Origin of the sequence: uncultured Halopseudomonas sp. (assembly GCF_963977355.1) — a bacterium.
Lineage (GTDB): Bacteria > Pseudomonadota > Gammaproteobacteria > Pseudomonadales > Pseudomonadaceae > Halopseudomonas.
The window spans coordinates 126,253-148,670 of sequence record NZ_CAXBOV010000005.1; the positions used below are offsets into that span (position 1 = coordinate 126,253).

At 55.8% G+C, this 22,418-nt stretch carries 24 protein-coding genes; 12 read left to right on the forward strand and 12 right to left on the reverse strand.

The features are described from left to right. Positions 1-20 precede the first annotated feature (20 nt). The 3 genes from AAC076_RS03900 to AAC076_RS03910 all read right to left on the reverse strand — a co-directional run bounded on the left by AAC076_RS03900 (position 21) and on the right by AAC076_RS03910 (position 2,567). Positions 21-587, reverse strand: a complete 567-nt coding sequence (locus AAC076_RS03900) for a cob(I)yrinic acid a,c-diamide adenosyltransferase (protein ID WP_339843087.1) — start codon at positions 585-587, stop codon at positions 21-23. Positions 588-678: 91 nt separating this feature from the next. Next, positions 679-1,596, reverse strand: coding sequence for a 2-dehydropantoate 2-reductase (locus tag AAC076_RS03905; protein WP_339843088.1), 918 nt, complete (start codon positions 1,594-1,596; stop codon positions 679-681). A gap of 5 nt (positions 1,597-1,601) precedes the next feature. Beyond that, positions 1,602-2,567, reverse strand: coding sequence for a response regulator (locus tag AAC076_RS03910; protein ID WP_339843089.1), 966 nt, complete (start codon positions 2,565-2,567; stop codon positions 1,602-1,604). 105 nt (positions 2,568-2,672) lie between these two features. Here AAC076_RS03910 and AAC076_RS03915 point away from each other — a divergent pair, with 105 nt between their 5' ends. Together AAC076_RS03915 and AAC076_RS03920 are read left to right on the forward strand one after the other, a co-directional pair. Beyond that, a complete protein-coding gene (locus AAC076_RS03915) occupies positions 2,673-3,158 on the forward strand; it encodes a YajQ family cyclic di-GMP-binding protein (protein WP_339843090.1) in 486 nt (161 codons plus the stop codon). Positions 3,159-3,183: 25 nt separating this feature from the next. Continuing rightward, entirely contained in the window at positions 3,184-4,023 is an 840-nt protein-coding gene (locus tag AAC076_RS03920) for a mechanosensitive ion channel domain-containing protein (protein ID WP_339843091.1), read from the forward strand. Positions 4,024-4,095: 72 nt separating this feature from the next. On the opposite strand, the gene AAC076_RS03925 is transcribed toward AAC076_RS03920, so the two are convergent. After that, positions 4,096-5,478, reverse strand: coding sequence for an MFS transporter (locus AAC076_RS03925; protein WP_339843092.1), 1,383 nt, complete (start codon positions 5,476-5,478; stop codon positions 4,096-4,098). 20 nt (positions 5,479-5,498) lie between these two features. After that, on the reverse strand, positions 5,499-5,855 hold the full coding sequence (locus AAC076_RS03930; protein WP_339843093.1) for an MGMT family protein: 357 nt from the start codon (positions 5,853-5,855) through the stop codon (positions 5,499-5,501). Positions 5,856-5,898: 43 nt separating this feature from the next. On the opposite strand from AAC076_RS03930, the gene AAC076_RS03935 reads away from it, so the two are divergent. Continuing rightward, on the forward strand, positions 5,899-6,915 hold the full coding sequence (locus AAC076_RS03935) for a DUF481 domain-containing protein (RefSeq protein WP_339843094.1): 1,017 nt from the start codon (positions 5,899-5,901) through the stop codon (positions 6,913-6,915). 69 nt (positions 6,916-6,984) lie between these two features. Here AAC076_RS03935 and AAC076_RS03940 read toward each other — a convergent pair whose 3' ends face one another. Then, positions 6,985-7,743 carry an SDR family oxidoreductase gene (locus AAC076_RS03940; protein ID WP_339843095.1) on the reverse strand — a complete coding sequence of 253 codons (759 nt, stop codon included), beginning with the start codon at positions 7,741-7,743 and terminating at the stop codon, positions 6,985-6,987. A 177-nt stretch (positions 7,744-7,920) separates the two neighbouring features. Here AAC076_RS03940 and AAC076_RS03945 point away from each other — a divergent pair, with 177 nt between their 5' ends. The 3 genes from AAC076_RS03945 (at position 7,921) to groL (ending at position 10,577) form a co-directional block, all read left to right on the forward strand. Beyond that, positions 7,921-8,394, forward strand: a complete 474-nt coding sequence (locus AAC076_RS03945; protein ID WP_339843096.1) for an FxsA family protein — start codon at positions 7,921-7,923, stop codon at positions 8,392-8,394. A gap of 192 nt (positions 8,395-8,586) precedes the next feature. After that, positions 8,587-8,880, forward strand: a complete 294-nt coding sequence (locus AAC076_RS03950; RefSeq protein WP_339843097.1) for a co-chaperone GroES — start codon at positions 8,587-8,589, stop codon at positions 8,878-8,880. Between the two features lie 50 nt (positions 8,881-8,930). After that, entirely contained in the window at positions 8,931-10,577 is a 1,647-nt protein-coding gene (gene groL, locus AAC076_RS03955) for a chaperonin GroEL (RefSeq protein ID WP_339843098.1), read from the forward strand. Positions 10,578-11,098: 521 nt separating this feature from the next. On the opposite strand, the gene fdxA is transcribed toward groL, so the two are convergent. Together fdxA and mutS are read right to left on the reverse strand one after the other, a co-directional pair. Continuing rightward, positions 11,099-11,422 (reverse strand): ferredoxin FdxA, encoded by a 324-nt coding sequence (fdxA, locus tag AAC076_RS03960; RefSeq protein WP_335605898.1) that lies wholly within the window; start codon positions 11,420-11,422, stop codon positions 11,099-11,101. A 143-nt stretch (positions 11,423-11,565) separates the two neighbouring features. Continuing rightward, positions 11,566-14,142, reverse strand: a complete 2,577-nt coding sequence (gene mutS, locus AAC076_RS03965; protein ID WP_339843099.1) for a DNA mismatch repair protein MutS — start codon at positions 14,140-14,142, stop codon at positions 11,566-11,568. A gap of 88 nt (positions 14,143-14,230) precedes the next feature. On the opposite strand from mutS, the gene AAC076_RS03970 reads away from it, so the two are divergent. The 3 genes from AAC076_RS03970 to AAC076_RS03980 all read left to right on the forward strand — a co-directional run bounded on the left by AAC076_RS03970 (position 14,231) and on the right by AAC076_RS03980 (position 16,361). After that, complete coding sequence (locus AAC076_RS03970; RefSeq protein WP_339843100.1) at positions 14,231-14,752, forward strand: nicotinamide-nucleotide amidohydrolase family protein; 522 nt, start codon at positions 14,231-14,233, stop codon at positions 14,750-14,752. 110 nt (positions 14,753-14,862) lie between these two features. Continuing rightward, a complete protein-coding gene (recA, locus tag AAC076_RS03975; protein WP_339843101.1) occupies positions 14,863-15,903 on the forward strand; it encodes a recombinase RecA in 1,041 nt (346 codons plus the stop codon). A gap of 14 nt (positions 15,904-15,917) precedes the next feature. Beyond that, complete coding sequence (locus tag AAC076_RS03980) at positions 15,918-16,361, forward strand: regulatory protein RecX (protein WP_339843102.1); 444 nt, start codon at positions 15,918-15,920, stop codon at positions 16,359-16,361. Here AAC076_RS03980 and AAC076_RS03985 read toward each other — a convergent pair. From AAC076_RS03985 to AAC076_RS03995, 3 genes are all read right to left on the reverse strand, one after another. After that, positions 16,321-17,409, reverse strand: a complete 1,089-nt coding sequence (locus tag AAC076_RS03985) for a TIGR00730 family Rossman fold protein (protein ID WP_339843103.1) — start codon at positions 17,407-17,409, stop codon at positions 16,321-16,323. The two genes, AAC076_RS03980 and AAC076_RS03985, sit on opposite strands and share 41 nt — an antisense overlap. Positions 17,410-17,439: 30 nt before the next feature. Beyond that, the gene (locus AAC076_RS03990; RefSeq protein ID WP_339843104.1) at positions 17,440-18,843 is read right to left on the reverse strand and encodes an MBL fold metallo-hydrolase; all 1,404 of its coding nucleotides are present in this window, start codon (positions 18,841-18,843) and stop codon (positions 17,440-17,442) included. Positions 18,844-18,911: 68 nt separating this feature from the next. Next, positions 18,912-19,322 carry a PA3611 family quorum-sensing-regulated virulence factor gene (locus AAC076_RS03995; protein WP_339843105.1) on the reverse strand — a complete coding sequence of 137 codons (411 nt, stop codon included), beginning with the start codon at positions 19,320-19,322 and terminating at the stop codon, positions 18,912-18,914. A gap of 141 nt (positions 19,323-19,463) precedes the next feature. Here AAC076_RS03995 and AAC076_RS04000 point away from each other — a divergent pair, with 141 nt between their 5' ends. Beyond that, complete coding sequence (locus AAC076_RS04000; RefSeq protein WP_339843106.1) at positions 19,464-20,222, forward strand: tRNA-uridine aminocarboxypropyltransferase; 759 nt, start codon at positions 19,464-19,466, stop codon at positions 20,220-20,222. Here the strand turns inward: AAC076_RS04000 and AAC076_RS04005 are convergent. Next, on the reverse strand, positions 20,216-21,145 hold the full coding sequence (locus AAC076_RS04005) for a DMT family transporter (RefSeq protein WP_339843107.1): 930 nt from the start codon (positions 21,143-21,145) through the stop codon (positions 20,216-20,218). The genes AAC076_RS04000 and AAC076_RS04005 overlap by 7 nt on opposite strands. Positions 21,146-21,333: 188 nt before the next feature. Here AAC076_RS04005 and AAC076_RS04010 point away from each other — a divergent pair, with 188 nt between their 5' ends. Continuing rightward, positions 21,334-21,993, forward strand: a complete 660-nt coding sequence (locus AAC076_RS04010) for a response regulator transcription factor (protein ID WP_339843108.1) — start codon at positions 21,334-21,336, stop codon at positions 21,991-21,993. Beyond that, positions 21,990-22,364: a diacylglycerol kinase gene (locus AAC076_RS04015; protein WP_339843109.1), complete on the forward strand. Its 375-nt coding sequence runs from the start codon at positions 21,990-21,992 to the stop codon at positions 22,362-22,364. The genes AAC076_RS04010 and AAC076_RS04015 overlap by 4 nt, the downstream gene beginning before the upstream one ends. Positions 22,365-22,418 lie beyond the last annotated feature (54 nt).

Sequence of the window (22,418 nt, forward strand, 5' to 3'; positions counted from 1 at the left end):
GCCTGGCTCCTGGCCTATTCCTAAGCCTCTGGCTTGGGTTTGGACTGCCACAGGACTTCAGGTGTCTGTTCCAATTTCGCAATGGCCCTGGCCATGACAAATAGCAGATCCGACAACCGATTGAGATAAATCCGTGCCTGATTGTTAACCGCTTCCTTGCTGGAAAGCGAAAGGTAACGGCGTTCTGCTCGGCGGCAAACACTGCGGGCCAGGTGTGCGCTGGCCACGCACCGAGACCCACCAGGCAGGATAAAGTTTTTTAAGGGTTCCAGATCCGCGTTGTACTGGTCGATCAACACTTCCAGGTCCGCTACATCTGTCTCGCCAATGATATCGTGGCCGGGCACGGCCAGTTCGCCGCCCAGGTCGAAGAGTCGATGCTGAACCGGCCCCAATACCGCGCAGAAACTTGTCAGGTGCTGTGCTTGCAGATCTGCTATCAGTAATCCGAGCAGGCTGTTCAGCTCATCTACGCTGCCCATAGCTTCGATGCGAGGATGATCCTTGTCGATACGTCTGCCGTCAGCCAGGCCCGTCTGACCAGTGTCGCCAGTCCGGGTATAGAGTTTACTCAAGCGAAATCCCATGATGCATATGCCTTTAGGAAAGAAGGAAGTGTGCGGTAGGTGGTCCAGCGGCAAAGCCTAGCTGTTCTAAGCTCCGGCGCAAAGGATGCTCTCAGTTGGGCGGCAGTCCAAGCATTGCCAGATGTGTCTTCAATCGATCATGCAGACGTATCATCGTAGGTACTTCCAGACAGGCTGCCTCTGCTGTACGGCAAGCATGGCCAAGTATGTAGTCGATTTCTGTGCGTCGGCCTGCATGAACGTCCTGACGCATCGAGGAGCTATTCTGCGCAGTCCGCCGGATGACATTGCTGATGACCTCGGGTAGCTCCGTTGCCTGCCCGGTCATGCCCTGGCTTCGCAAAAGTGTCTGTAGTTCGCAAACAAGCGCATCGAGATCTTTTCCGGCATGCATCGGAATCTCGCCGTTTGGGCAGTCATGCAGTGCTGTAAAGGGATTGATGGCGCAGTTGATAGCCAGTTTTTGCCAGAGCACACGACCAATGTCTGGCTCCCATACCCAATCGAGGGTGGCTGGCTTGAGTGACCGGAGCCAGGGGGGGCAAGCGCCACCGTCTTCGTCCCCGATCCTGGTTGTTCCCTTTCCGGCCCAGACCACATGGCCGGGTTCGCGCATCCAGGCACCATCGGTGACACTCGCACAAAGTACCGGGCTTTGCCTGCACAGCTCCTTGGCCTGGTGCTGACTACCGATGCCGTTTTGCAACATGATCAGCGTGCTTTCAGGCCCCAGAAGGTGAGCAAGGGGGGCAAGCGCAGAGGCAACGGCATAGGCCTTTGTAGCAACGACAAGATGACTTATTGATGTGCATTCTGAGGCTAGCTGCGTTTCTACCTTGAGCCGTTGCTGGCTGCCCATGTGCTCAAACGTAAGTACGTTACCGGCGGTCTGCCATAGTGACACTGCCTCGCTGGAGCGCAAGATCAAGCGTACTTGATGCCCAGCCCCAAGGAGCCGACCTGCCCATAGCAGTCCCAGACTGCCGGCTCCAAGTATGTGAAACAGCATCGCCGTCAGCCCGGCTGGGGCCAGCGAACTTCAGTGATCAGGCTGGTTTCATAAGCCTCATCAAGGTGTTGTTCGACACACTCAAGCAGCTGTGCGGTACCTGGTAAAGCCTGTCTGTCATTCACCGCGCATAGTGCCATGCCGGCACGCAAGGTGAGATAGCCTTCGCTGGTTTTGAATGCCTTGAGGTTCAAGCCGTCGTGTAGCCGCTTGAAGCTGGCTGGTTTGCAGTCAGCGGGATCTTCAGCGAGAGTAACGATGGCAAAGGTGTTGGAGCCCACCCGGGCAATAACGTCGGTGGGCCTAACCAGCTGTTGGAGTCGACGGGCAATTCCCCTGAGTAGTTCATGTTGAACGCTCTCGCCAAGACGGCTGGTGAGCTCGTCGAGGTTCTGCACGCCCAACACCAGCGTGCAGCAGATGCCTCCGCGTGATTCGACATTGCGAAGAATGTCGCCGAGGCGTTGCAATGCATATCGCCGGTTTCCAAGGGCTGTCACGCTGTCTACCAGATTGTGTTCTTCCAACTGGCTGTTATTGCTCGCCAGTAGGCGATTTTCATCAAGCAGACGATTGATCAGCTGGGACGTGCGGTCAGCAGCATAGATGCGTGGAAGCAACTGTTCGTTCATTGACGACTTGCTGATGAAGTCGTCTACACCACGGTCGAAGGCTTCGCTGAGAACATTGTCGCCCTCGCGTGCCGTTAACAATACAACATAGGTGTAGTGGTCGGTCTGTTCATCGGTCTGACGAATGCGTGTAGTCAGCTCCAGGCCATCCATTTCCGGCATCAACCAGTCAGCGACCATTACGCTGGCTGGACGTTCTTCGTGCATTGTCAGCGCGTCCATTGCGGAGCTGGCAAATCGGATATCGGCATAGCCTGCGCGTGTCAGGTTGTGTCCAATAACCGCACTGCTGAACTTGGTGTCGTCCACCACCATGATGCTGAGCTGCGGGTTGGGCATGACGGGACTCCCGGTCTGTTGTTCTGTTCGGGTTATAATGCCACGAACCAAAGCCTAAGTTTTGCAATATATGTCATAAATTTTCTGTTTAGTTGAGGTAAATGCATGCCTTCTTTTGATGTTGTCTCCGAACTGGACAAGCATGAAGTCACCAACGCGGTAGAAAACTCCATGAAGGACCTTGAACGCCGCTATGACTTGCGGGGTAAGGGCAGTTTCGAGTTCAAGGATAAGGAATTGCTGGTGCATTTGACCGGCGATGCGGAGTTTCAACTGGAGCAGATGCTTGAGATTCTCAGGATTAATCTGGTCAAGCGTAAGATCGATATTCAATGTCTGGAGGTCAAGCCGGCCTTTGCATCAGGCAAGCAGGTAAAGCAGGATGTGCAGCTCAGGGAGGGCATAGACAAGGAGCTGGCGAAAAAAATCGTCGCCAGAATCAAGGAATCCAAGGCAAAAGTGCAGGCTGCAATTCAAGGCGAGCAGGTTCGCGTTACGGGCAAAAAGCGTGACGATCTTCAGGAAGTGATGGCGTTATTGCGCGGCGCCGATATGGAGATGCCCCTGCAGTTCAATAATTTCCGCGACTAAAGTCAATGACAGAGAGGTAGAACGGATGGATGAAGTGATAACGCAGCTTGAAGAGCTTCAGGAAGCATGGCTGCCCATGGTGGTGCAGTACGGGAGTCAGGTCCTGCTGGCTATTTTGACACTGTTGATTGGCTGGTGGCTGATCGGGCGAGTGACCGGCGGCGTCCATGTACTCATGGAAAAACGCAATATCGACAAGACCTTGCACGGATTTATTGGGGCTTTGGTTGGTATTGGGCTGAAGGTAATCTTGCTTGTCAGTGTGGCAGGCATGATCGGCGTGGAGACAACCTCGTTCATAGCGCTGATTGGTGCTGCCGGTCTAGCCGTTGGTCTGGCATTGCAGGGCAGCCTGGCAAACTTTGCCGGTGGCATGTTGATTCTCATAGTACGCCCGATCCGTGCGGGTGAGTATATCGAGGCTCAGGGCGTAGGTGGTACCGTCGACACTATTCAGATTTTCAATACCATTCTGAAAACCCCTGATAACAAGACCATCATTATTCCCAATGGCGCCCTGTCCAACGGCAACATTATCAACTATTCCCGCCAGCCCACCCGTCGCGTAGATCTTAATATCGGGATCGATTATGGCGATGATGTGAAAAAGGCTCGTGAGATATTGTTAGGCTTGGCAGCCGCCGACGAGCGTGTCTTCAAGGATCCGGAGCCGGTAGTCTGGCTGGTTTCGCTGGGTGACAACTCGGTCAACCTGTCGCTGCGTATGTGGGCCAAGACAGATGACTACTGGGGTGTCTACTGGGGCCTCCAGGAGTTGGCCAAGGAGCACTTTGACCGCGAGGGAATCACTATTCCGTTTCCCCAGCGTACGGTTCATATGATGACAGGATCGGCTGCAGAGTAAGTAGTAATCTGATGAAAAAGCCCGGTATCCACCGGGCTTTTTTTGTCTTCAAAAAAAGGTGCCACGTATGGGTCAATCAATACCCGGGCGTTTAAGCCTGTCGGGGTGGGCTACCTTTATCAGCACGAACGCCAGGACGATAGCCGGCAGGCCGGTAAGCGCAGTGAGCATGAAAAAGGTCACCCAGCCCATATTGGCGGCCAGCAAGCCGGTAAAGCCGGCTGCAAACTGACCTGGTAACGTCATTATTGAACTGAACAATGCATACTGTGTGGCTGTATAGGCGGTATTGGTCAGGCTCGAGAGATAGGCAATGAAGACTGAAATCGCCAATCCACCGGTGATGTTATCGGCAACGATAGCGAGAATGAGCCCGTACTGTTCGGGACCAATGTGCGCTAGCCAGGCGAAAGTCAGGTTGGTGGCCGGTGCCATAAAGGCGGTTAGCAGCAAGATAGGCGCAATACCGAAACGGGCTACCAGAAGCCCCCCTAACGCGGCTCCCAGCAAGGTCATGCCCAGGCCGAAGGCGGCTGCAATGTTGGCGATCTCAGCCTTGCTGAAGCCCAGGTCCAGGTAGAAGGGGTTGGCCATCACGCCCATGAAAATGTCGCTTATGCGAAATGTCGCAATAAAAGCAAGAATGATCAGCGCGGCCTTGCCGTAGCGTTGAAAAAACTCGGCAAAGGGACACACCATTGCACCAATGAACCAGGCGGTCAGATTCCTGCGCCATCCCGCATGGTTGGTCCTCGCAAGATAGTCGCTCACACGCTGCTCCAGCCGCATTGTGGAGTGAGTGACATGCACCGCAGGCTCGGCAATGATCAGCGTGGTCAGAATGCCAACGCCCATCAACCCGGCCATCGCCGTGTAGGCAATGGTCCAGCTATCCAGTGAAGCCAGATGCAGCGCGCCGGCGCCCGCTGCGAGAATGGCTACCCGGTAGCCCGTAACATAGGTGGCGGCCATGGCGCCCTGGCGATGCTTTGCCTCGGCCTCGACACGGTAAGCATCGATTGCAACGTCCTGGGTTGCCGAACCGAACGCAGCAAGAACTGCCCATAGCGCAACAAGGGTAAGGTTCTCTCTGGGGTCAGTGAAAGCCATGCCGAGCAGGGCAACGGCAATGACCAATTGAGCCAGCAGCATCCAGGCCCGACGTCGCCCCAGCCAGCGGCTCAGAAGGGGCAGCGGAGCGCGATCAATCAGAGGGGCCCAGAGGACCTTGATGGAATGCGCCATGCCGACCCAGCTTAAAAAACCAATGGCCGTCAGTTCGACGCCCAGGTCACGCAGCCATGCGCTGAAGGTGCCACCAACCAGCAGTAGCGGCAGGCCCGCGGAAAAACCCAGGAAAAGCATGCCGATAACGCGTGGTTTTAGATATACACGCAAGCCTTCACGTTCGTCTGTAGAAGTGGTGGGGGTGCCATTGGTTTCGGGGTCGATCATGCTGCTCCTGTTCTTCCAGTTCAATCCGGCCAGCCGAAACGTTTCATGTCGACCCGGCGATCGGTGATGATGATTCCTTCGGCGAGTAGCCGTTGATATTGCTCCTGACCTGCAGGGTGGTCCGGCGGTAATGAAAGCTGCCCCTGACTATTCACAACCCGGTGCCAGGGCAGAGCCGTCCCTTCGGGCAACTGCCCCAGCCAGCGTCCGGCCAGGCGTGCTCCACGACCCATTCCTGCCAGTTGCGCCAGTTTGCCATAGCTCGTGACACGCCCTTCGGGAACAGCCGCCAGAACCTGCCAGAAGGTCTCACGCACCGAGGCAGAGTTCGTTTGCACGTCTCTTTTCGCCGCTGCTGGCTTTCGATTTTCAGTCATGGATAATAGCGCCTCGCTGTTGAGCCCATCATATAGGTACGCCATGTTCCGTTGTCGATTTCTGTTGGCAGTCGCTCCGCTTCTTTTAGTATCCACCGTCGCCATTGCGGACACACTGTGGCTGACGAATGGCGACCGTATCAGCGGTACCATCGAGCTGCTTCAGGATGGTGAGCTGGTCATGAATACCCAGCTTGCGGGCCGTATCCGGGTCGGTGTCGAGGATATCAGCACCTTCGAGGCAGAGCATGCGTTGCTTATCAAAACGCTGGGGCAGGCAGAGGGCACGTTGACGGTATCTGCATCGCAGACCGCTGGAACGGTCAATGTTCTCAATGGTGGTACCGAACCTGTGTTGCTCAAGATCAATTCAATTCAACAGATGCTCGAACCTAGCCCTGTTATCGAGGATTGGGTGTGGACGGGTGATGTGACCGGTGCGCTGGATATCAAGAACACGAATACCGATCAACGGGATCTGGATCTAGCCTTTGATACCCGTGCCCGGCATGGCGACTGGCGACACGTGCTTGGCGGTGAGTTCGAACGTGATTACCGGGACGATGTAAAAAGCCGCCATTTCTGGCAAGCCGATTACGGTGTGAGCTGGTTTTTTGACGATAAGTGGTTCTGGCAGACTGCAGTTGGCTATCAGCGGGACCATCTCAGTGAGATAGCCAAGCGCCGGCAGTTTGGTATGGGCCCCGGTTACGAATGGTGGAATGACGCATTGGGCCGTTTCGAAACGTCGGCGCGTCTGGATCGCGTTACGCTGGAAAATCGAGATGGTAGTACTGACGTATTCAATGCCCTGGGCCTGCAATGGGAGCTACGCCGCTATCTGTTCAGCAAGCGCTTTGAAGCGATTCATAACGCCGAAGCCCTAATTCCGGATGATCCAGCAATCAATTTTGCTCTGGATGCGGAGCTTGGCGTCCGTTACCTGCTAAATAGCTGGGCCTCACTCAGCTTGCTCACCGAGTGGGATTACGTCGATGGAAGTTCCCAGAACAGCATCAATCATACGCGCTATCGATTGGGTTTCGGTGTGGGCTGGTGAGGACCCTTCGAGTCGCATGGGAGGAGTAATGGCAGGGTTGCCACTGGCAAGCCCTGCCTTTGGCAGACGTCAGATTCGAATGCCGCCGTCCAACTCCAGAATTCGGCCCGTGTAGTAATCGTTTTCAAACAGGTAAGCGGCCGAGTGGGCAATCTCTGCAGGCTTACCCATTCGTTTGAGGGGAATCCCCGAGGTCATTTTTTCCAGTGCTTCGGGTTTCATCCCGGCGGTCATATCGGTTTCGATGAAGCCCGGAGCGATGCCCGCGACTCGGATACCGTAGCGCGCCAGTTCCTTGGCCCAGGTAACAGTCAATGCAGCCACACCGGCCTTTGCGGCGGAATAGTTGGATTGGCCCATGTTGCCGGCGCGGGAAATGGAGGAGATATTGATAATCAGGCCCTTGCTACCCAGCTCAACCATTTTGGCTGCTACTTCGCGCGTACCGAGAAATACGCCGGTCAGGTTTACGTCGATAACCGACTGCCATTGCGCAAGACTCATCTTCTGGATTTCACCATCCCGGGATTTGATCAGCAGGCCATCGCGCAGGATGCCGGCGTTGTTGATCAGGCCATTGATGGTGCCAAAATCCGCAGCTACCTGACTGACCATTGCAACGACTTGCGGCTCATCGGCCACGTTGCAAATATAGGAGCGCGCATCGCCGCCTGCCTGTTTGCAGGCCTCTACAGCCTCGTCCAGACGTTCCTGATTGAGATCAACCAGTGCCAGCCGGGCGCCTCGCGCGGCAAGGTATTCGGCCATCGAGCGCCCGAGGCCCTGACCGCCGCCGGTAATAATGATCACACTGTCTTTCAATTGCATGGTTGGCACTCCTCATAGCCAAAGGGGGAACTTGTGCGACGCAAGCATGCCCGAGTCACATGGATTTTAGAATACCCGGAAATGGATTTTGGTCATTCTTTGACCTTAAAAGCAATTATGGACAGTGTGGGGGTGTTGGGTTGAAAGGAGGCTCAGGTGCACCCATATAGGGAACTGATGAGACAATTGTTCGAGGTTCGCATGCCTGTTTTGCGCTTTTTGTTGCTGGCTATTCCGTTGATCGAGCTGGCTGGTCTGATAATCCTTGGTCAGGCCATAGGCGTTGGCCTCACGCTCTTGTGGGTGCTGGTCAGCGGCATTCTTGGTGTGGCCGTCATTCAGTCCCAGGGTTGGAACATGTTGCAGCGGTTGCAGGCCCGTATGGCCCAGGACAGCTCTCCCTTTGGCGTACTCAAGTCCGGCATGTGGGGTGTTCTGGCCGGTCTTTTGTTGGTTTTCCCTGGCGTACTCTCCGATGCCGCGGCATTGATCTGCCTGCTCCTGGCGTGGCGTTACCGTGGTCAGCCCCAACCGGGCGACCCAGACGGACCTGGAGTATGGCGTCAGGGCGACCACGACGTGATCGAAGGGGAGTGGGAGCAGGGCAGAGAGGAAAGGCTCAAGCGCGAAAACCCCGCTGACAAGGAGTGAAAAAAAATGGATTCGGCCCTTGAAATCGTCTACCGGGGCCCCATTAACGCTTCATCAGTTTGACGGGCATCCTGAAAGGAGCCCCACCGGACAGTGACGCTGCCTTTGGCGCGTCCTTCGGGCCGCAAGGCCTGATTAACTTGAGAGGCCGGTTCGCCGGCAATTGACATCAATATTGGGAGAGATACAACGATGAAAATCCGTCCGTTACACGACCGCGTAGTGGTTCGTCGCAGTGAAGAAGAGACAAAGACCGCTGGTGGTATCGTTCTGCCAGGCTCTGCCGCAGAAAAGCCGAACACGGGCGTCGTGTTGGCCGTTGGTACTGGCCGTATTCTGGACAGCGGTGAAGTTCGTGCTCCAGCTCTCAAAGAAGGCGACAAGGTTGTCTTCGGCCCTTACTCAGGCAGCAACACTATCAAGATCGACGGCGAAGACCTGTTGATCATGAGCGAGTCCGAAATCTACGGCGTGCTGGAAAGCTGAGTTACGCATTCCCGGCATTCTCTGAAAGACATTATTGAAGGAAAGTAAAAATGGCTGCTAAAGAAGTTAAATTTGGTATTTCCGGCCGCAACAAGATGCTGGCCGGTGTAAACATCCTGGCCGACGCGGTTAAAGCAACTCTGGGGCCAAAGGGCCGCAACGTTCTGATCGAGCGCAGCTATGGCGCGCCGATCATCACCAAGGACGGCGTCACCGTCGCCAAGGAAATCGAGCTGAAAGACAAGTTCGAGAACATGGGCGCACAACTGGTCAAGGATGTTGCCTCACGTGCCAACGATGACGCGGGTGACGGTACTACTACCGCCACCGTGCTGGCCCAGGCTATCGTAACCGAAGGTCTGAAGTCCGTTGCTGCCGGCATGAACCCGATGGATCTCAAGCGCGGTATCGACAAGGCAACTATCGCCATCGTTGCCGAGCTGAAGAACCTCGCCAAGCCCTGCGCTGATTCCCGTGCTATTGCCCAGGTTGGCACTATTTCCGCCAACTCCGACGAGTCCATCGGCAAGATCATTGCCGAAGCCATGGACCGCGTTGGCAAGGAAGGCGTAATTACTGTCGAAGAGGGCTCCGGTCTGGATAACGAACTGTCCGTTGTTGAAGGCATGCAGTTCGATCGTGGCTACCTGTCACCCTATTTCGTCAACAAGCCCGAGACCATGTCTGCTGAGCTGGATAATCCCTATATCCTGCTGGTCGACAAGAAAATCTCCAACATTCGCGAAATGCTGCCGACCCTGGAAGCAGTTGCCAAGTCTGGCCGTCCGCTGATGATCGTTGCTGAGGATGTCGAAGGCGAAGCGCTGGCGACTCTGGTTGTTAACAACATGCGCGGAATTGTTAAAGTCGCTGCCGTCAAGGCGCCTGGCTTTGGTGATCGTCGCAAGGCCATGTTGCAGGATATCGCTATCCTGACCGGCGGTACCGTGATCAGCGAAGAAGTGGGTCTGAGCCTGGAAAACACCGGCCTTGAGCACCTTGGCCAAGCCAAGAGCGTTCAGATCAACAAGGACAACACCACCGTAATCGATGGTGCCGGCTCCAAAACCGATATCGAAGCTCGCGTCGGTCAGATCCGCAAGCAGGTTGAAGATACGACCTCCGATTATGACAAAGAAAAACTGCAAGAGCGTCTGGCCAAGCTGGCTGGCGGTGTTGCGGTGATCAAGGTCGGCGCGGCTACTGAAGTCGAAATGAAAGAGAAGAAGCACCGTGTTGAAGACGCTCTGCACGCGACCCGTGCGGCCGTTGAAGAAGGCGTAGTACCTGGCGGTGGTGTTGCTCTGGTACGTGCTCTGCAGGCTATCGATGGCATGGTTGGCGATAATGAAGACCAGACCGTTGGTGTTAACCTGCTGCGTCGCGCTGTAGAAGCTCCTTTCCGTCAGATCGTGCTGAATGCCGGCGACGAGGCCTCCGTTGTTCTGAACAACGTCAAGGCAGGAACAGGCAACTATGGCTACAACGCCTCTACTGGTGAGTATGGCGACATGATCGAGATGGGTATTCTGGATCCAGCCAAGGTCACGCGCAGCGCGCTGCAGGCCGCCGCGTCCGTAGCCAGCTTGATGATCACTACCGAAGCCATGATTGCCGAGCTGCCGGAAGACGACAAGCCCGCAATGCCTGATATGGGCGGTATGGGTGGTATGGGTGGCATGGGCGGCATGATGTAAGCCGACTGCCTCCAGGCAAGATCAGAACCCGGTACCTAAGGTACCGGGTTTTTTTTGCGCTCTAAAATGGCCTTGAATAGATCACCTGCGACTCGTGATGCCGGTAAATGTTCCGGTCGGGCTGCGCTCTTTTTGTAAGCCTTTGCCTACAGGTCACGTAAGCGAAGTCTGCCAAGCGTTGTCAGTACTTGGCATAAAACGACTAAGAAAAATGGTAAGTTATTAATTAATATGAATATATTATTTTAGACCCGTAGGTTTAAGCCGTTTTATCACACTTGCTTACATTCTGCTGAGCAGTACTATGTACCCATGTGTGAGGGATCACGCAGTCAGGCAGGAAGCCAGACAAGGATCATCAGGGTGATGGAGTCAGGACGACTGGATAAGGATGTCACATAGGGAATGAAAGAGTGGGCGGGTTTTCCCGCCCCTTTTTTTGCCTGCGATTTGGCCCTGCCTGGGCGACAGACACAAAAAAGCCGGCTCTTTAGCCGGCTTTTGCATACCATGCTAAAGCACTAGCGCTCCAGATATTGCAACTTGTCTGGTACGCCATCCCACTCTTCAGCGTCGGGCAGCGATTCCTTCTTCTCTGTGATGTTCGGCCAGACTTCCGCCAGTTCGGCGTTCAGTTCAGTGAACTCCTGCATGTCTTCCGGTACTTCATCCTCGGAAAAAATGGCATTAGCCGGACACTCAGGTTCGCACAGGGCGCAGTCGATGCATTCGTCCGGATGAATCACGAGGAAATTGGGACCCTCGTAGAAACAGTCGACGGGGCAGACCTCAACGCAATCGGTGTATTTGCACTTGATGCAGTTGTCTACAACAACAAAAGTCATGGCGGGGTCTCCGGAATAAGTCGGTCTTCATTAATGGCGCGTAGTCTAGCAGTTTTTGCTTTCTGGTACAGAGCGATGGAGAATTTTGCCGAAGTTGGCAACATGTTCGCCGCTCTTAATGCAAATATGTCTCATTTGCGAAATCATCGATATTCCGCCTTCCAGGCGTAGAGTAGCTCCAGTGCCTGTCTGGGAGTCAGCTCGTCAGGCTTGAGTTGTTGAAGTTGCTCAAGCAAGGGATGGGGTGAGCTGGCGAACAGATCATTTTGCTGGGGCGTCATGGTCGGCGCACGCTCGGATTTGCTCTGCTGGCTCAGGCTTTGCTGTTCGAGTAACGCCAAGTGCTCGCGCGCACGGTCAATGACTGGTCGAGGAACGCCTGCCAACTGGGCGACCTGTAGACCGTAACTCTGGCTCGCAGGGCCTGGCAGCACGCTATGCAGAAAAACGATCCGCTCATTGTGTTCGGTCGCATTGAGATGCACGTTGGCAACGCCGGGATCGGTATCAACCAGGCCGGTCAATTCGAAATAGTGCGTGGCAAATAAAGTGAATGCGCGTACACGGGCCAGGTATTCGGCCGCCGACCAGGCGAGTGACAGGCCATCAAAGGTACTTGTGCCCCTGCCGACTTCGTCCATGAGCACCAGGCTGGCGTCGGTGGCGTTATGCAGGATGTTGGCTGTCTCGCTCATCTCCACCATGAAAGTCGAGCGCCCGCCTGCCAGGTCGTCGCTGGAACCGATGCGAGTAAAGATGCGATCAACCATCGACATCTCGACGGAGTGCGCCGGTACAAAGCTGCCTATGTGAGCGAGGAGTACAATCAGCGCGGTCTGACGCATATAGGTCGATTTACCGCCCATGTTAGGGCCGGTGACGATCAGCATGCGGGTGTCGGGATCCAGATGCAGGTCATTGGCGACGAATGGACCGTCCAGTACGTGCTCCACTACTGGATGCCGTCCTTGCTCAATACACAGTTGGCTGCCTTCAACGAAGGTCGGACGCTGATAGTCAAGCGTGCTTGCCCGTTCGCTCAAGGTTGCCAGCACATCAAGCTCGGCAAGTCCTGCTGCGCTGTCCTGCAGGCGTGCTAGGTCTTCATTGAGGCGGTCAATTAGCTCCTCGTAAAGCTGTTTTTCACGGGCCAGGGCTCGGCTGCGCGCCGATAGCGCTTTGTCTTCGAAGGTTTTCAGTTCGGGTGTTATGAAACGCTCTGCGCCCTTTAGCGTCTGACGGCGGACATAATCGGCTGGCGCCTGGGCGGACTGGCCCCGCGACAATTCGATGAAGTAACCATGCACCCGGTTGTAACCGACCTTGAGGGTGGAGAGGCCGGTGCGCTCCCGCTCACGGGTTTCCAGATCGATCAGATATTGTCCGGCGTTTTCGCTGATGTTCTGTAGCTCATCGAGATCCGCATCGTATCCCGGCTTGATCACGCCACCGTCGCGCAGTACAGCGGGTGGGTTTTCGATTACCGCGCGCTGCAGCAATTCGGCCAGTTCGGGGTATACACCCACCTCGCTGGCGAGATGTTGCAGGTGAGGCGTTTCGAGCGGCACCAGTGCCTGTTGCAGAGCGGGCAGGGCGGCGAGTGAGTCCCTCAGCCGTGCCAGGTCTCGGGGGCGTGCCGAGCGCAGGGCGATACGCGCGAGTATCCGTTCGATATCGCCAATACCCTTCAATGCAGGCTGTAATTCTTCGTGGTAATGCTGCTGCAGAAGGGTGCTTATGCTGTCCTGGCGAGCCTGCAGTACCTTTGGGTCGCGTAACGGGCGATTCAACCAGCGGGCAAGTAACCGGCTGCCCATGGCCGTGGCCGTATGGTCAAGTACATCCAGCAGGGTATTGTCGCGGCCGCCGGATAAGTTGCTGTCGATTTCCAGATTACGTCGGCTGGCACTGTCGATAATGACGCTGTCTTCGAAACGCTCCAGCATGATGCTGCGAATATGGGGCAGGGCGGTACGCTGGGTTTCCTTGGCGTAGCACATCAGGGCTCCTGCGGCGCCCATACCCAGGGTCAGGTCATTACATCCAAAGCCGACCAGGTCCTTGGTACCGAATTGCTGGGTAAGGGCCTTGAAGGCGCTGTCACGGTCAAACTCCCAGGGCGCACGGCGTCGCACGGCGCGGCGTCGCTCTATGGGGGTATTGGTTTCCCAGTCATCCGGGATCAACAGCTCAGCCGGTGCCAGGCGTTCCAGTTCGCCAAGTAATGTCTCCCAGCCCTGGAGCTCCATCACGCAGAAGCGTCCGCTGTTGATATCCAGGGTTGCCAGTCCAAAACCTCGCTCGCTGCCAACCAGTGCGGCCAGCAGATTGTCGCGCCTTTCGTCCAGCAAGGCCTCATCACTCACTGTGCCAGGTGTGAGGATGCGAACTACCTGACGTTCCACGGGTCCCTTACTGGTAGCGGGATCGCCGATCTGCTCGCAGATCACCACGGATTCGCCAAGCTTCACCAATCTGGCCAGGTAGCCTTCCGCGGCGTGGTAGGGAATGCCTGCCATCGGAATCGGCTGGCCACCGGATTGACCGCGGGCTGTGAGAGTGATGTCGAGAAGGCGCGCAGCCTTTTTGGCGTCGTCGAAAAATAGCTCGTAGAAATCGCCCATGCGATAAAACAACAGCTCATGGGGATGGTGCTGTTTGATCCCGAAATATTGTTGCATCATCGGTGTGTGGCTGACGGATTTCTCGGCGCGGCTCATGCAGATCCCTGATAGATGACTAGTTTGCCGCGCCTAGTCTACGCAATGCATCCACAGCTTTTAAGCGCAATTTGAAGAGGCAAGTGATATGTCCCAGTATGACCCCCTGATCGACTCTGCAGCCGCACGGTTGGGCAGTGTCCTGCGCCCCCAGGGATACCAGGTAACGGCCGCCGAATCCTGCACGGGCGGTGGAATATCCGAGGCAATTACCCGTGTGGGCGGCAGCTCCGCCTGGTTTCAGACCGGTTTTGTCACCTACGCAAACCAGAGCAAGAGTCGCTGGCTTGGGGTGGAGGAGGCGGTACTGGAAGCCCATGGCGCAGTCAGTGAAGAGGTAGTACGCGCGATGGCCAGCGGCGCGCTCTCGGCCGCGCACGCAGATATTGCCGTGGCGGTCAGTGGTATTGCCGGTCCCGACGGCGGTACCGCGGACAAGCCGGTAGGCACGGTATGGTTCGCCTGGGCCATGCGCGACGGCACGGTCAGCTCCGGTTGCCGGCGTTTGCAGGGCAACCGCCGGGAAGTACGTGCGCAAACGGTGCTGCATGCGCTCGAAGGTCTAATCAAGGCTGCCGAACGGCTGGCTGTGAGCCAGTCCTCAACCTAATCAAACAAGGGGTAGGCGGCGGCAAACTTCTGTGGAATAATACTGACCATATATACAGTAGTTTTCGTTGACCGGGCACTAGCGTACCCGCCACTCCAAGAGGATGCACAATGGACGACAACAAGAAAAAGGCGCTTACGGCTGCCTTGAGTCAGATTGAACGTCAGTTTGGCAAGGGTGCGGTGATGCGCATGGGCGATCACGAACGCATGGCCATTCCTTCCATCTCCACAGGCTCGCTGGGATTGGATATTGCCCTCGGCCTTGGCGGCCTGCCGAAGGGCCGTGTGGTCGAGATCTACGGCCCTGAGTCTTCGGGTAAAACTACCCTGACACTGTCAGTTATCGCCCAGGCTCAGAAGCAAGGTGCAACCTGTGCTTTCGTTGATGCCGAGCATGCTCTGGATCCCGAGTACGCAGGCAAACTGGGCGTCAACGTTGATGACCTGCTGGTGTCACAGCCCGATACAGGTGAGCAGGCGCTGGAAATTACCGACATGCTGGTGCGTTCCAATGCAGTAGACGTGATCGTTATTGACTCCGTCGCGGCTCTGGTGCCCAAGGCTGAAATTGAAGGCGAGATGGGTGATCACCACGTAGGTGTGCAGGCCCGCCTTATGTCCCAGGCCCTGCGCAAGATTACCGGTAATATCAAGAACGCCAACTGTCTGGTGATCTTCATCAACCAGATTCGTATGAAAATCGGCGTGATGTTCGGCAACCCGGAAACCACTACAGGCGGTAACGCGCTGAAGTTTTATTCCTCCGTGCGTCTGGACATACGCCGCACTGGCGCGGTGAAGGAAGGCGACGAAGTGGTCGGTAGCGAGACCCGCGTCAAAGTCGTCAAGAACAAGGTGGCACCGCCTTTCCGACAAGCTGAATTCCAGATCCTCTACGGTTCGGGTATCTACCACAATGCCGAGATCATTGATCTGGGCGTGCAGATTGGCCTCGTGGAAAAGTCCGGCGCCTGGTATGCCTACAAGGGCAACAAGATTGGCCAGGGCAAAGCCAATGCGGCCAAGTACATGTCTGAAAATCCGGCTATCGCCGATGAGATCGAGAAGGCCATCCGCGATCAGTTACTGCCCAAGCCCAGCAATGCCAAGGCAGCGGCCCCCGAGGCCAGTGCTGACGTCGATCTCTGATCTGACCCCGCATCATGTTTGGCCGTCAGCAGCAGCTTGAAACACCTCAGGAAATCCGGCGCTCTGCGCTGGATTTATTGGCGCGTCGTGAACATAGTCGTCTGGAGATGCTGCGTAAACTGAAGTTGCGTGGCGCCTCTGCAGATCAATGCGAAGCGGTAATTGAGCAGTTGCAGGAAGACGGACTGCTTAGCGATGAGCGGTTCTGCGAAGCCTACGTGCACTCACGTGTTCAAAGGGGTTACGGTCCTCAGCGATTGAGCGAAGAGTTACGCGAGCGAGGCGTTGACGATCATATAATCCACGCAGTTATAGGTTTGGACTGGAACTGGTCAGAGCGCGCCGAGTCCGCCTTTGCAAAGCGTTTCCCTGAAGGCCCTGCGCGGGACAACAGGGAGCGGGCGAAGCAGCTTAACTTCATGCGTTACCGGGGTTTTCCAGATTTTCGGCTTGATTGACGAAGTCGATAAGTGCGCGCAAACGCCCTTGGTGGCGACCCGTAAAAGCAAATTCCAGCCGATGCATCTCTTGCAGTTCCGGTTCATCAGGGTCGGTTAGCGTTGGAGCGCTCTGCTGAAATGTACCTTCCTTGCAGATATCACTGAACTGGTCGTTTATCTGTTGCATGGCAGATGTGGATAAAGGCCGCTGTATTCGCAATTGATAGCTGCCATCCGCCCATCTGGATGAATGATAATTGCTGTAGAAATGCAATATTTCTCGCATCGCCTGATCGGGCGAGCGCGCCAGCGTCATCAGGTTGAAATCAGCCTCTAGAATATAGCCCTCATCGCACATCTGGGTCTTGAAGAAGGTCAGTAAGCCATCCCAGAAGCCACCACCTGGAACATCCAGAAGAATGACAGGTACCACCGGGCTCTTGCCGGTCTGGATCAGGGTAAGGACTTCCAGTGTTTCGTCCAGGGTACCAAAACCTCCAGGGCAGAGAACCAGTGCGTCGGCCTCTTTGACAAAGAACAGCTTGCGCAGGAAGAAGAACCTGAACTGCAGATCATGGTCAGTGTTATGGACTATCTCGTTGGAGCGCTGTTCAAATGGCAGGGTGATATTGAACCCAAGACTGTTATCAAGTCCGGCCCCTTGGTGGGCAGCCCCCATGATCCCGTTACCGGCTCCGGTTATGGTCATGTAGTCGTTTCGGGCAAGGATCTTGCCCATGTCCCGCGCAAGGGCGTAGAGCTGGTGGTCGACAGGGGTGCGAGCAGAGCCGAAAACAGTCACCTTGCGACGGCGTTTGAATATTTCCAGACGACAAAAAGCCTGCTCAAGCTCAGCGATGGTCTGCAGCATGATCTTGGCATCCCAACGGTCCCTGTCAGCCTGTGCCATGCGTACAATATTTAGGATCATCTCGCGATAAAGTGGCGCGTTTATGGTCTTACCGGCGCTGGCATTGACCAGGGCATCGATTTGCTGCTGTAGCCCTGTACCGCCAGTCTGCACGTGTCGCGTCAGGTAGTCGGCTGGGTCTTTGTCATCGGTCATTAACTATTCCAGTGCCAGTTTGAGCGATTGTCAGAACGCTATTTGTTCATCCAATTCGGGTATGTTCGCCAGCCAGCCGAGCCTAGCCTTTATCGCCTCTGCAAGTGCTTGACTCTTCTCCAGCTCACCATGCACCAGGTAGATTTCAGGACTGCGTTTGAAGTGGCCAAGCCATTCAATCAGTTGTGACTGGCCCGCATGCGCAGAAAATCCACCAAGGGTATGCAATTGGGCTTTCACGGCGAGGCTCTGATGGATGATGCGCACATTTTTTTCACCATCAACCAGACGACGGCCCAGGGTACCCTTGGCCTGGAAGCCCGGCATGATGATATGACAGTCCTCTCGCCACAGATTGTGCTTGAAATGATGAACGATACGCCCTCCGTTACACATGCCAGATCCTGCAATAATAATAGCGCCCCCGCTGACACGGTTGATTGCCATGGATTCCTCGGTACTTGGCGTGCACTTGAGAATCGGTAGCCAGTGCTTGAGGTCACCCTCTTTCTGGTTTTCTATCAGCGCTTTTTCCGCAGGTCTGAAATCCTTGCGAAATCGATCGTAGATTTCTGTTGCTGCTATAGCCATCGGACTATCCAGAAAGACGGCCTGTTGCTTTAGCGTGCCGGCCTGATAGAACTTGCCCAGGTAGTAGAGAATGTCCTGCGTACGACCAACCGCAAACGACGGAATCAGGACGTTTCCGCCGCTGGCCCATGCGGCGTCAAGTATCTCCTTGAACTCTTCAAGGGTTTCGTCCAGATCACGGTGGTCACGATCGCCGTAGGTAGATTCCATCAACAGCAGATCTGCTTCCCCAATAGATTCAGGTAGTCGCAACAGGGGCGATTGGCTGTTGCCCAGGTCTCCTGAAAACACCAGCTTGCGGGAGAGGTTATGCGCCTCATGGATGGTTATTTCCACGATAGAGGATCCCAGAATGTGCCCAGCGTCATGGAAGGTGACATTGATACCATCGGCTATTGGTGCTTCGAGCCCGTACTCGTGAGTCTTGCACAGGCCAATAGCAGCATCGGTATCCTCTTGGGTGTAGAGCGGTTCAAGGAGGGGTTTTCCGGCGCGTCTGCGCCACTTGTTTTCCCAATCGGTATCGCGTTGTTGTAGTGCTGCAGCGTCGCTAAGCATGAGCTTCAGGAGTTCTGCGCAGCCCTGGGTCATGTGAATGGGACCGCTATAACCCTCAGCTACCAGTTTGGGCAGGAGACCCGAGTGATCCAGGTGCGCGTGGGATATAACAACGGCGTCCAGGTTGGCCGGCATAAAGTCGAAGCGATTACGGTTCTGTGCTTCTTCCCGGCGATACCCCTGGGTCATGCCGCATTCCAGCAGAACACGACAGCCGTTGGCCTCCAGCAGATAGCAGGAGCCGGTAACCTGTTGAACTGCGCCTTTAAAGGTGAGTAGAGCCATGTGGGTATTCTCCGCCTAAAACTCCATTATGCGCGGCGTTGTGGACCTTTATATTGACCTGCAGCAGCTCAGAATGACTGGCAGTGCTCTGAGACAAAGCTGTGCGTCAGGACAGGCTGCGTGGTATCTGTCAGCACGAAGTGGTAGGTCAGGGTAGCGCCCATGTCCATCAGACGACGAAACTGGGGGTTGGTGCACACGCTGGCCTGTAACTGGCTGCGCACAACCAGAGGTTCGGACTGCAATTGCGCCGCATAAGCTTCGTTCACCGAGAGATAATTGATCAGATGACCGTCGCGCGCGCTGAACCCTTCATCCACAATATCGTCGTTGAGTGGACGGGGTGTTCCCACGCTGCTCTGCTTGGCAACGTCCTCCAGGGTATCCTGCAAGCGCATTTCCCGAAGCGATTGCGCCTGGACAGGAAGGGCGATAAGAGCTGCAACCATCAGGGTGGTGGTCAGGGATAACCAGCGCATAGTTTTCTCCATTGATCGGAATGTGTGACGGACTGCAACCTTCGACAGCCGAAGAGTGAACTGGTTCGTGGCAAGCCCGCTCAAAGGGGTTTTGATTGTGTCAGAATGCTCATCAGGCACCAAATCTCATTGTGGATACCCATGACCGAAGAGAAACACCCCGAGCACGCTGTGCACCGGCTGCGAAGGCAGTTGCGCGATAAATCGACAAGACCCTTTCTCGCCCGTGGCTCGTTCATGCAGCGTTGCGAGGGTTGCCTGCTTGCACCCAAGGCATGCCTGTGTGACTGGCAACCCAGGCTGGCAACATCAGTGGGCATCTGTCTGATCATGCATCCCCTGGAGCCACTCAAGCCCACCAATACCGGTAGGCTGATTGCCGACTGCCTGCCGGCGACGCACGCCTTTGTCTGGTCCCGCACGGAAACCGCTCCACAGCTGGAGCAGCTACTCGCAGATCCGCAATGGCAGCCCTACATCGTTTTTCCGGGGGAGTATGCGCAGCCCAATCAGCAGGTATTGCAGGAGTTACCTGAGCGAAGCGCTTCAGGCAAGCGACCGCTATTGATCATTCTTGACGCAACCTGGACACAAGCGCGCAAGATGTTTCGAAAAAGCCCTTGTCTGGCCGGGTTACCGATTCTGAGCCTGCGTACCGAGCAGCTCTCGCGCTACCGATTACGTCGGTCCTGCCGAGAGGAGCATCTGTGCACCGTCGAAGTTGCTGCTGCCTGCCTGGCTCTGGCCGGCGATGAAACAGATGCACAGTTGCTTGGGGACTATTTCGACCTCTTTACCGAAGCCTATCTCGCATCGCGGGCCAATCGCCCAGTCGATCTGGATACGCCAGCGCATCAACGTCTTGCGTTGCATCTGTCCATGCACGTGAACGCTCAGTGATGTCCTGCCGGTTCCTGCTGAACCGGAACAATGGCCTTGCGTCTTTCCAGAAGCAATGGCACCAGTTGGGCTATCAGCATGCCAGCAAGCATCAGACAGCAGCCGATGAAGCCCCTGAGGCTCAGTGTTTCATTGAGAATCAGCCAGCCTGCCAGCGCAGCGAACACGGCTTCCAGGCTGAGTATGACGGCGGCATGGGAGGCAATTGCGTCACGCTGCGCTACAACCTGAAGGGTGAAAGCTACGCCCACAGCCAGCAAACCGCCATATAGAATGGAAGGGCCCGCCAGCAAGATCGATGCCCAGACCACAGGCTCGAAAATAAATGCCAGAACCAGGCTGATTACCGAACACACCACGAATTGGCAGAAAGCCACGCGTACCGGATCAAAGCGACTGGCCAGGGAGCTGACCAGCAGTACGTGGGCAGCCCAGCATGCTGCCCCGGTCAATTGCAGCCAATCGCCACGGGCAATGCTGTAATCGGCATTCACGCTTAATAGCAGCATTCCGACAAGCGCCAGACCTGCTCCGGCCCAGGTTCCTATCCCGGTGCGCATACCGATGAAGAGTCCAAACACCGGCACCAGGATAACGTACAGACCGGTAATGAATCCCGAATTGGTCACGGTAGTGAACATCAGGCCGATCTGCTGCAGGTTAATACCCAGGGTCAGTACCAGGCCCAGAACCAGACTTCCCATAAGCATCGGGCGGCTAAAGCGGTGTCCGCCAGGCGCGGTGCCAGGCTTGGCGAGCAATACCAGGGGCAGTACCGCCAGGGCCCCAAGCAGAAATCGCAGTCCGGTATAGAGAAAGGGCCCGATGTGCTCCATTCCCTTGCTCTGGGCGACAAAGGTCGAGCCCCAGATAAGGGCTGTAATGAGCATGAGCAGGTCGGCTCGGTAGGCTCTGGATTTCATGTCTTGCTCCGCTTGAATTGCTCCGGCGCGGAGTATGCCTACAGCTTTTGTCCAAAAACAGATACAGTTGCGCATGATCCACGTGTCATTGAGCCTATGCCGCCAGCTAATTGACGGGTTCTCTGGCTGCTGTCACGCTTTGCTTCACGAAACCAACAAAAATAACATTACTGTCGAGAACATCAGGTATGGCTCCCACCTACGATATTTTAATCGCAGACGATCACCCCCTATTTCGCAGCGCGCTGCGCCAGGCCCTTGTTGCTGCTGACGCGCAGGTTCAGCTCACTGAAGTGGGCAGTATTACCGAACTGCAGGGTAGCCTGGAGAAGCGAGATACCTGGGATCTGGTTCTGCTGGATCTGAACATGCCCGGGGCCTACGGTTTTTCGGGGCTGGTGCTGCTTCGCGGCCAGTATCCGCATATACCGGTGGTGGTTATTTCGGCCCAGGAAGAGTCCTCCGTGGTTAATCGCGCGCGCGACTTCGGTGCCAGTGGCTTTATTCCCAAATCCTCATCCCTTGAGGAGATCCAGCAGGCAGTCCGCACGGTACTTGAAGGTGGAACCAGTTGGACGCATGTGGTCGGCAGCGGAGGGCCACTATCGGAGCAGGAAAAAATCGTCAGTGCCCAACTCGCCAGCCTCACACCACAGCAGTTTCGTGTTTTGACAATGGTCTGCGATGGCCTGCTGAATAAGCAGATTGCCTACGAACTGACCGTGTCAGAGGCGACGGTCAAGGCCCATGTGACCGCTATTTTCCGTAAGCTGGGGGTACGGACTCGCACCCAGGCAGCGCTGGTGCTGCAGCAGATGGAACTGACCCACGCGGGCTTGAGTGCATGACCAATCCGTACAAGGGCGTGACCGGACTTCGACGCATATGGAACGCCTGCGGCTATTCTCTGGATGGCCTGATGGCGGCTTACCGCGGCGAGGCGGCCTTTCGCCAACTGGTATGGATGGCGCTTGTTCTGATACCCGTGGCCTTGTTTCTGCCGGTTGGTCTGGTATCCAGGGCATTATTGATTGGCAGCGTACTCATCTCCTTGATTATCGAGCTACTTAACTCGGCTATCGAGGCCGCAATCGATCGTATTTCCCTTGAGACCCACCCACTGTCCAAGGCGTCGAAGGATATGGGCAGCGCAGCGCAAATGCTCGGTCTTATTCTTCTGGCGGTCGTCTGGGGGCTGGTTCTGCTGGAAAACTTCTAGCCCGGACTGCAACAACCGTCCGATGTTTAGACCTAAGTCGTAGTCGGCGCATCT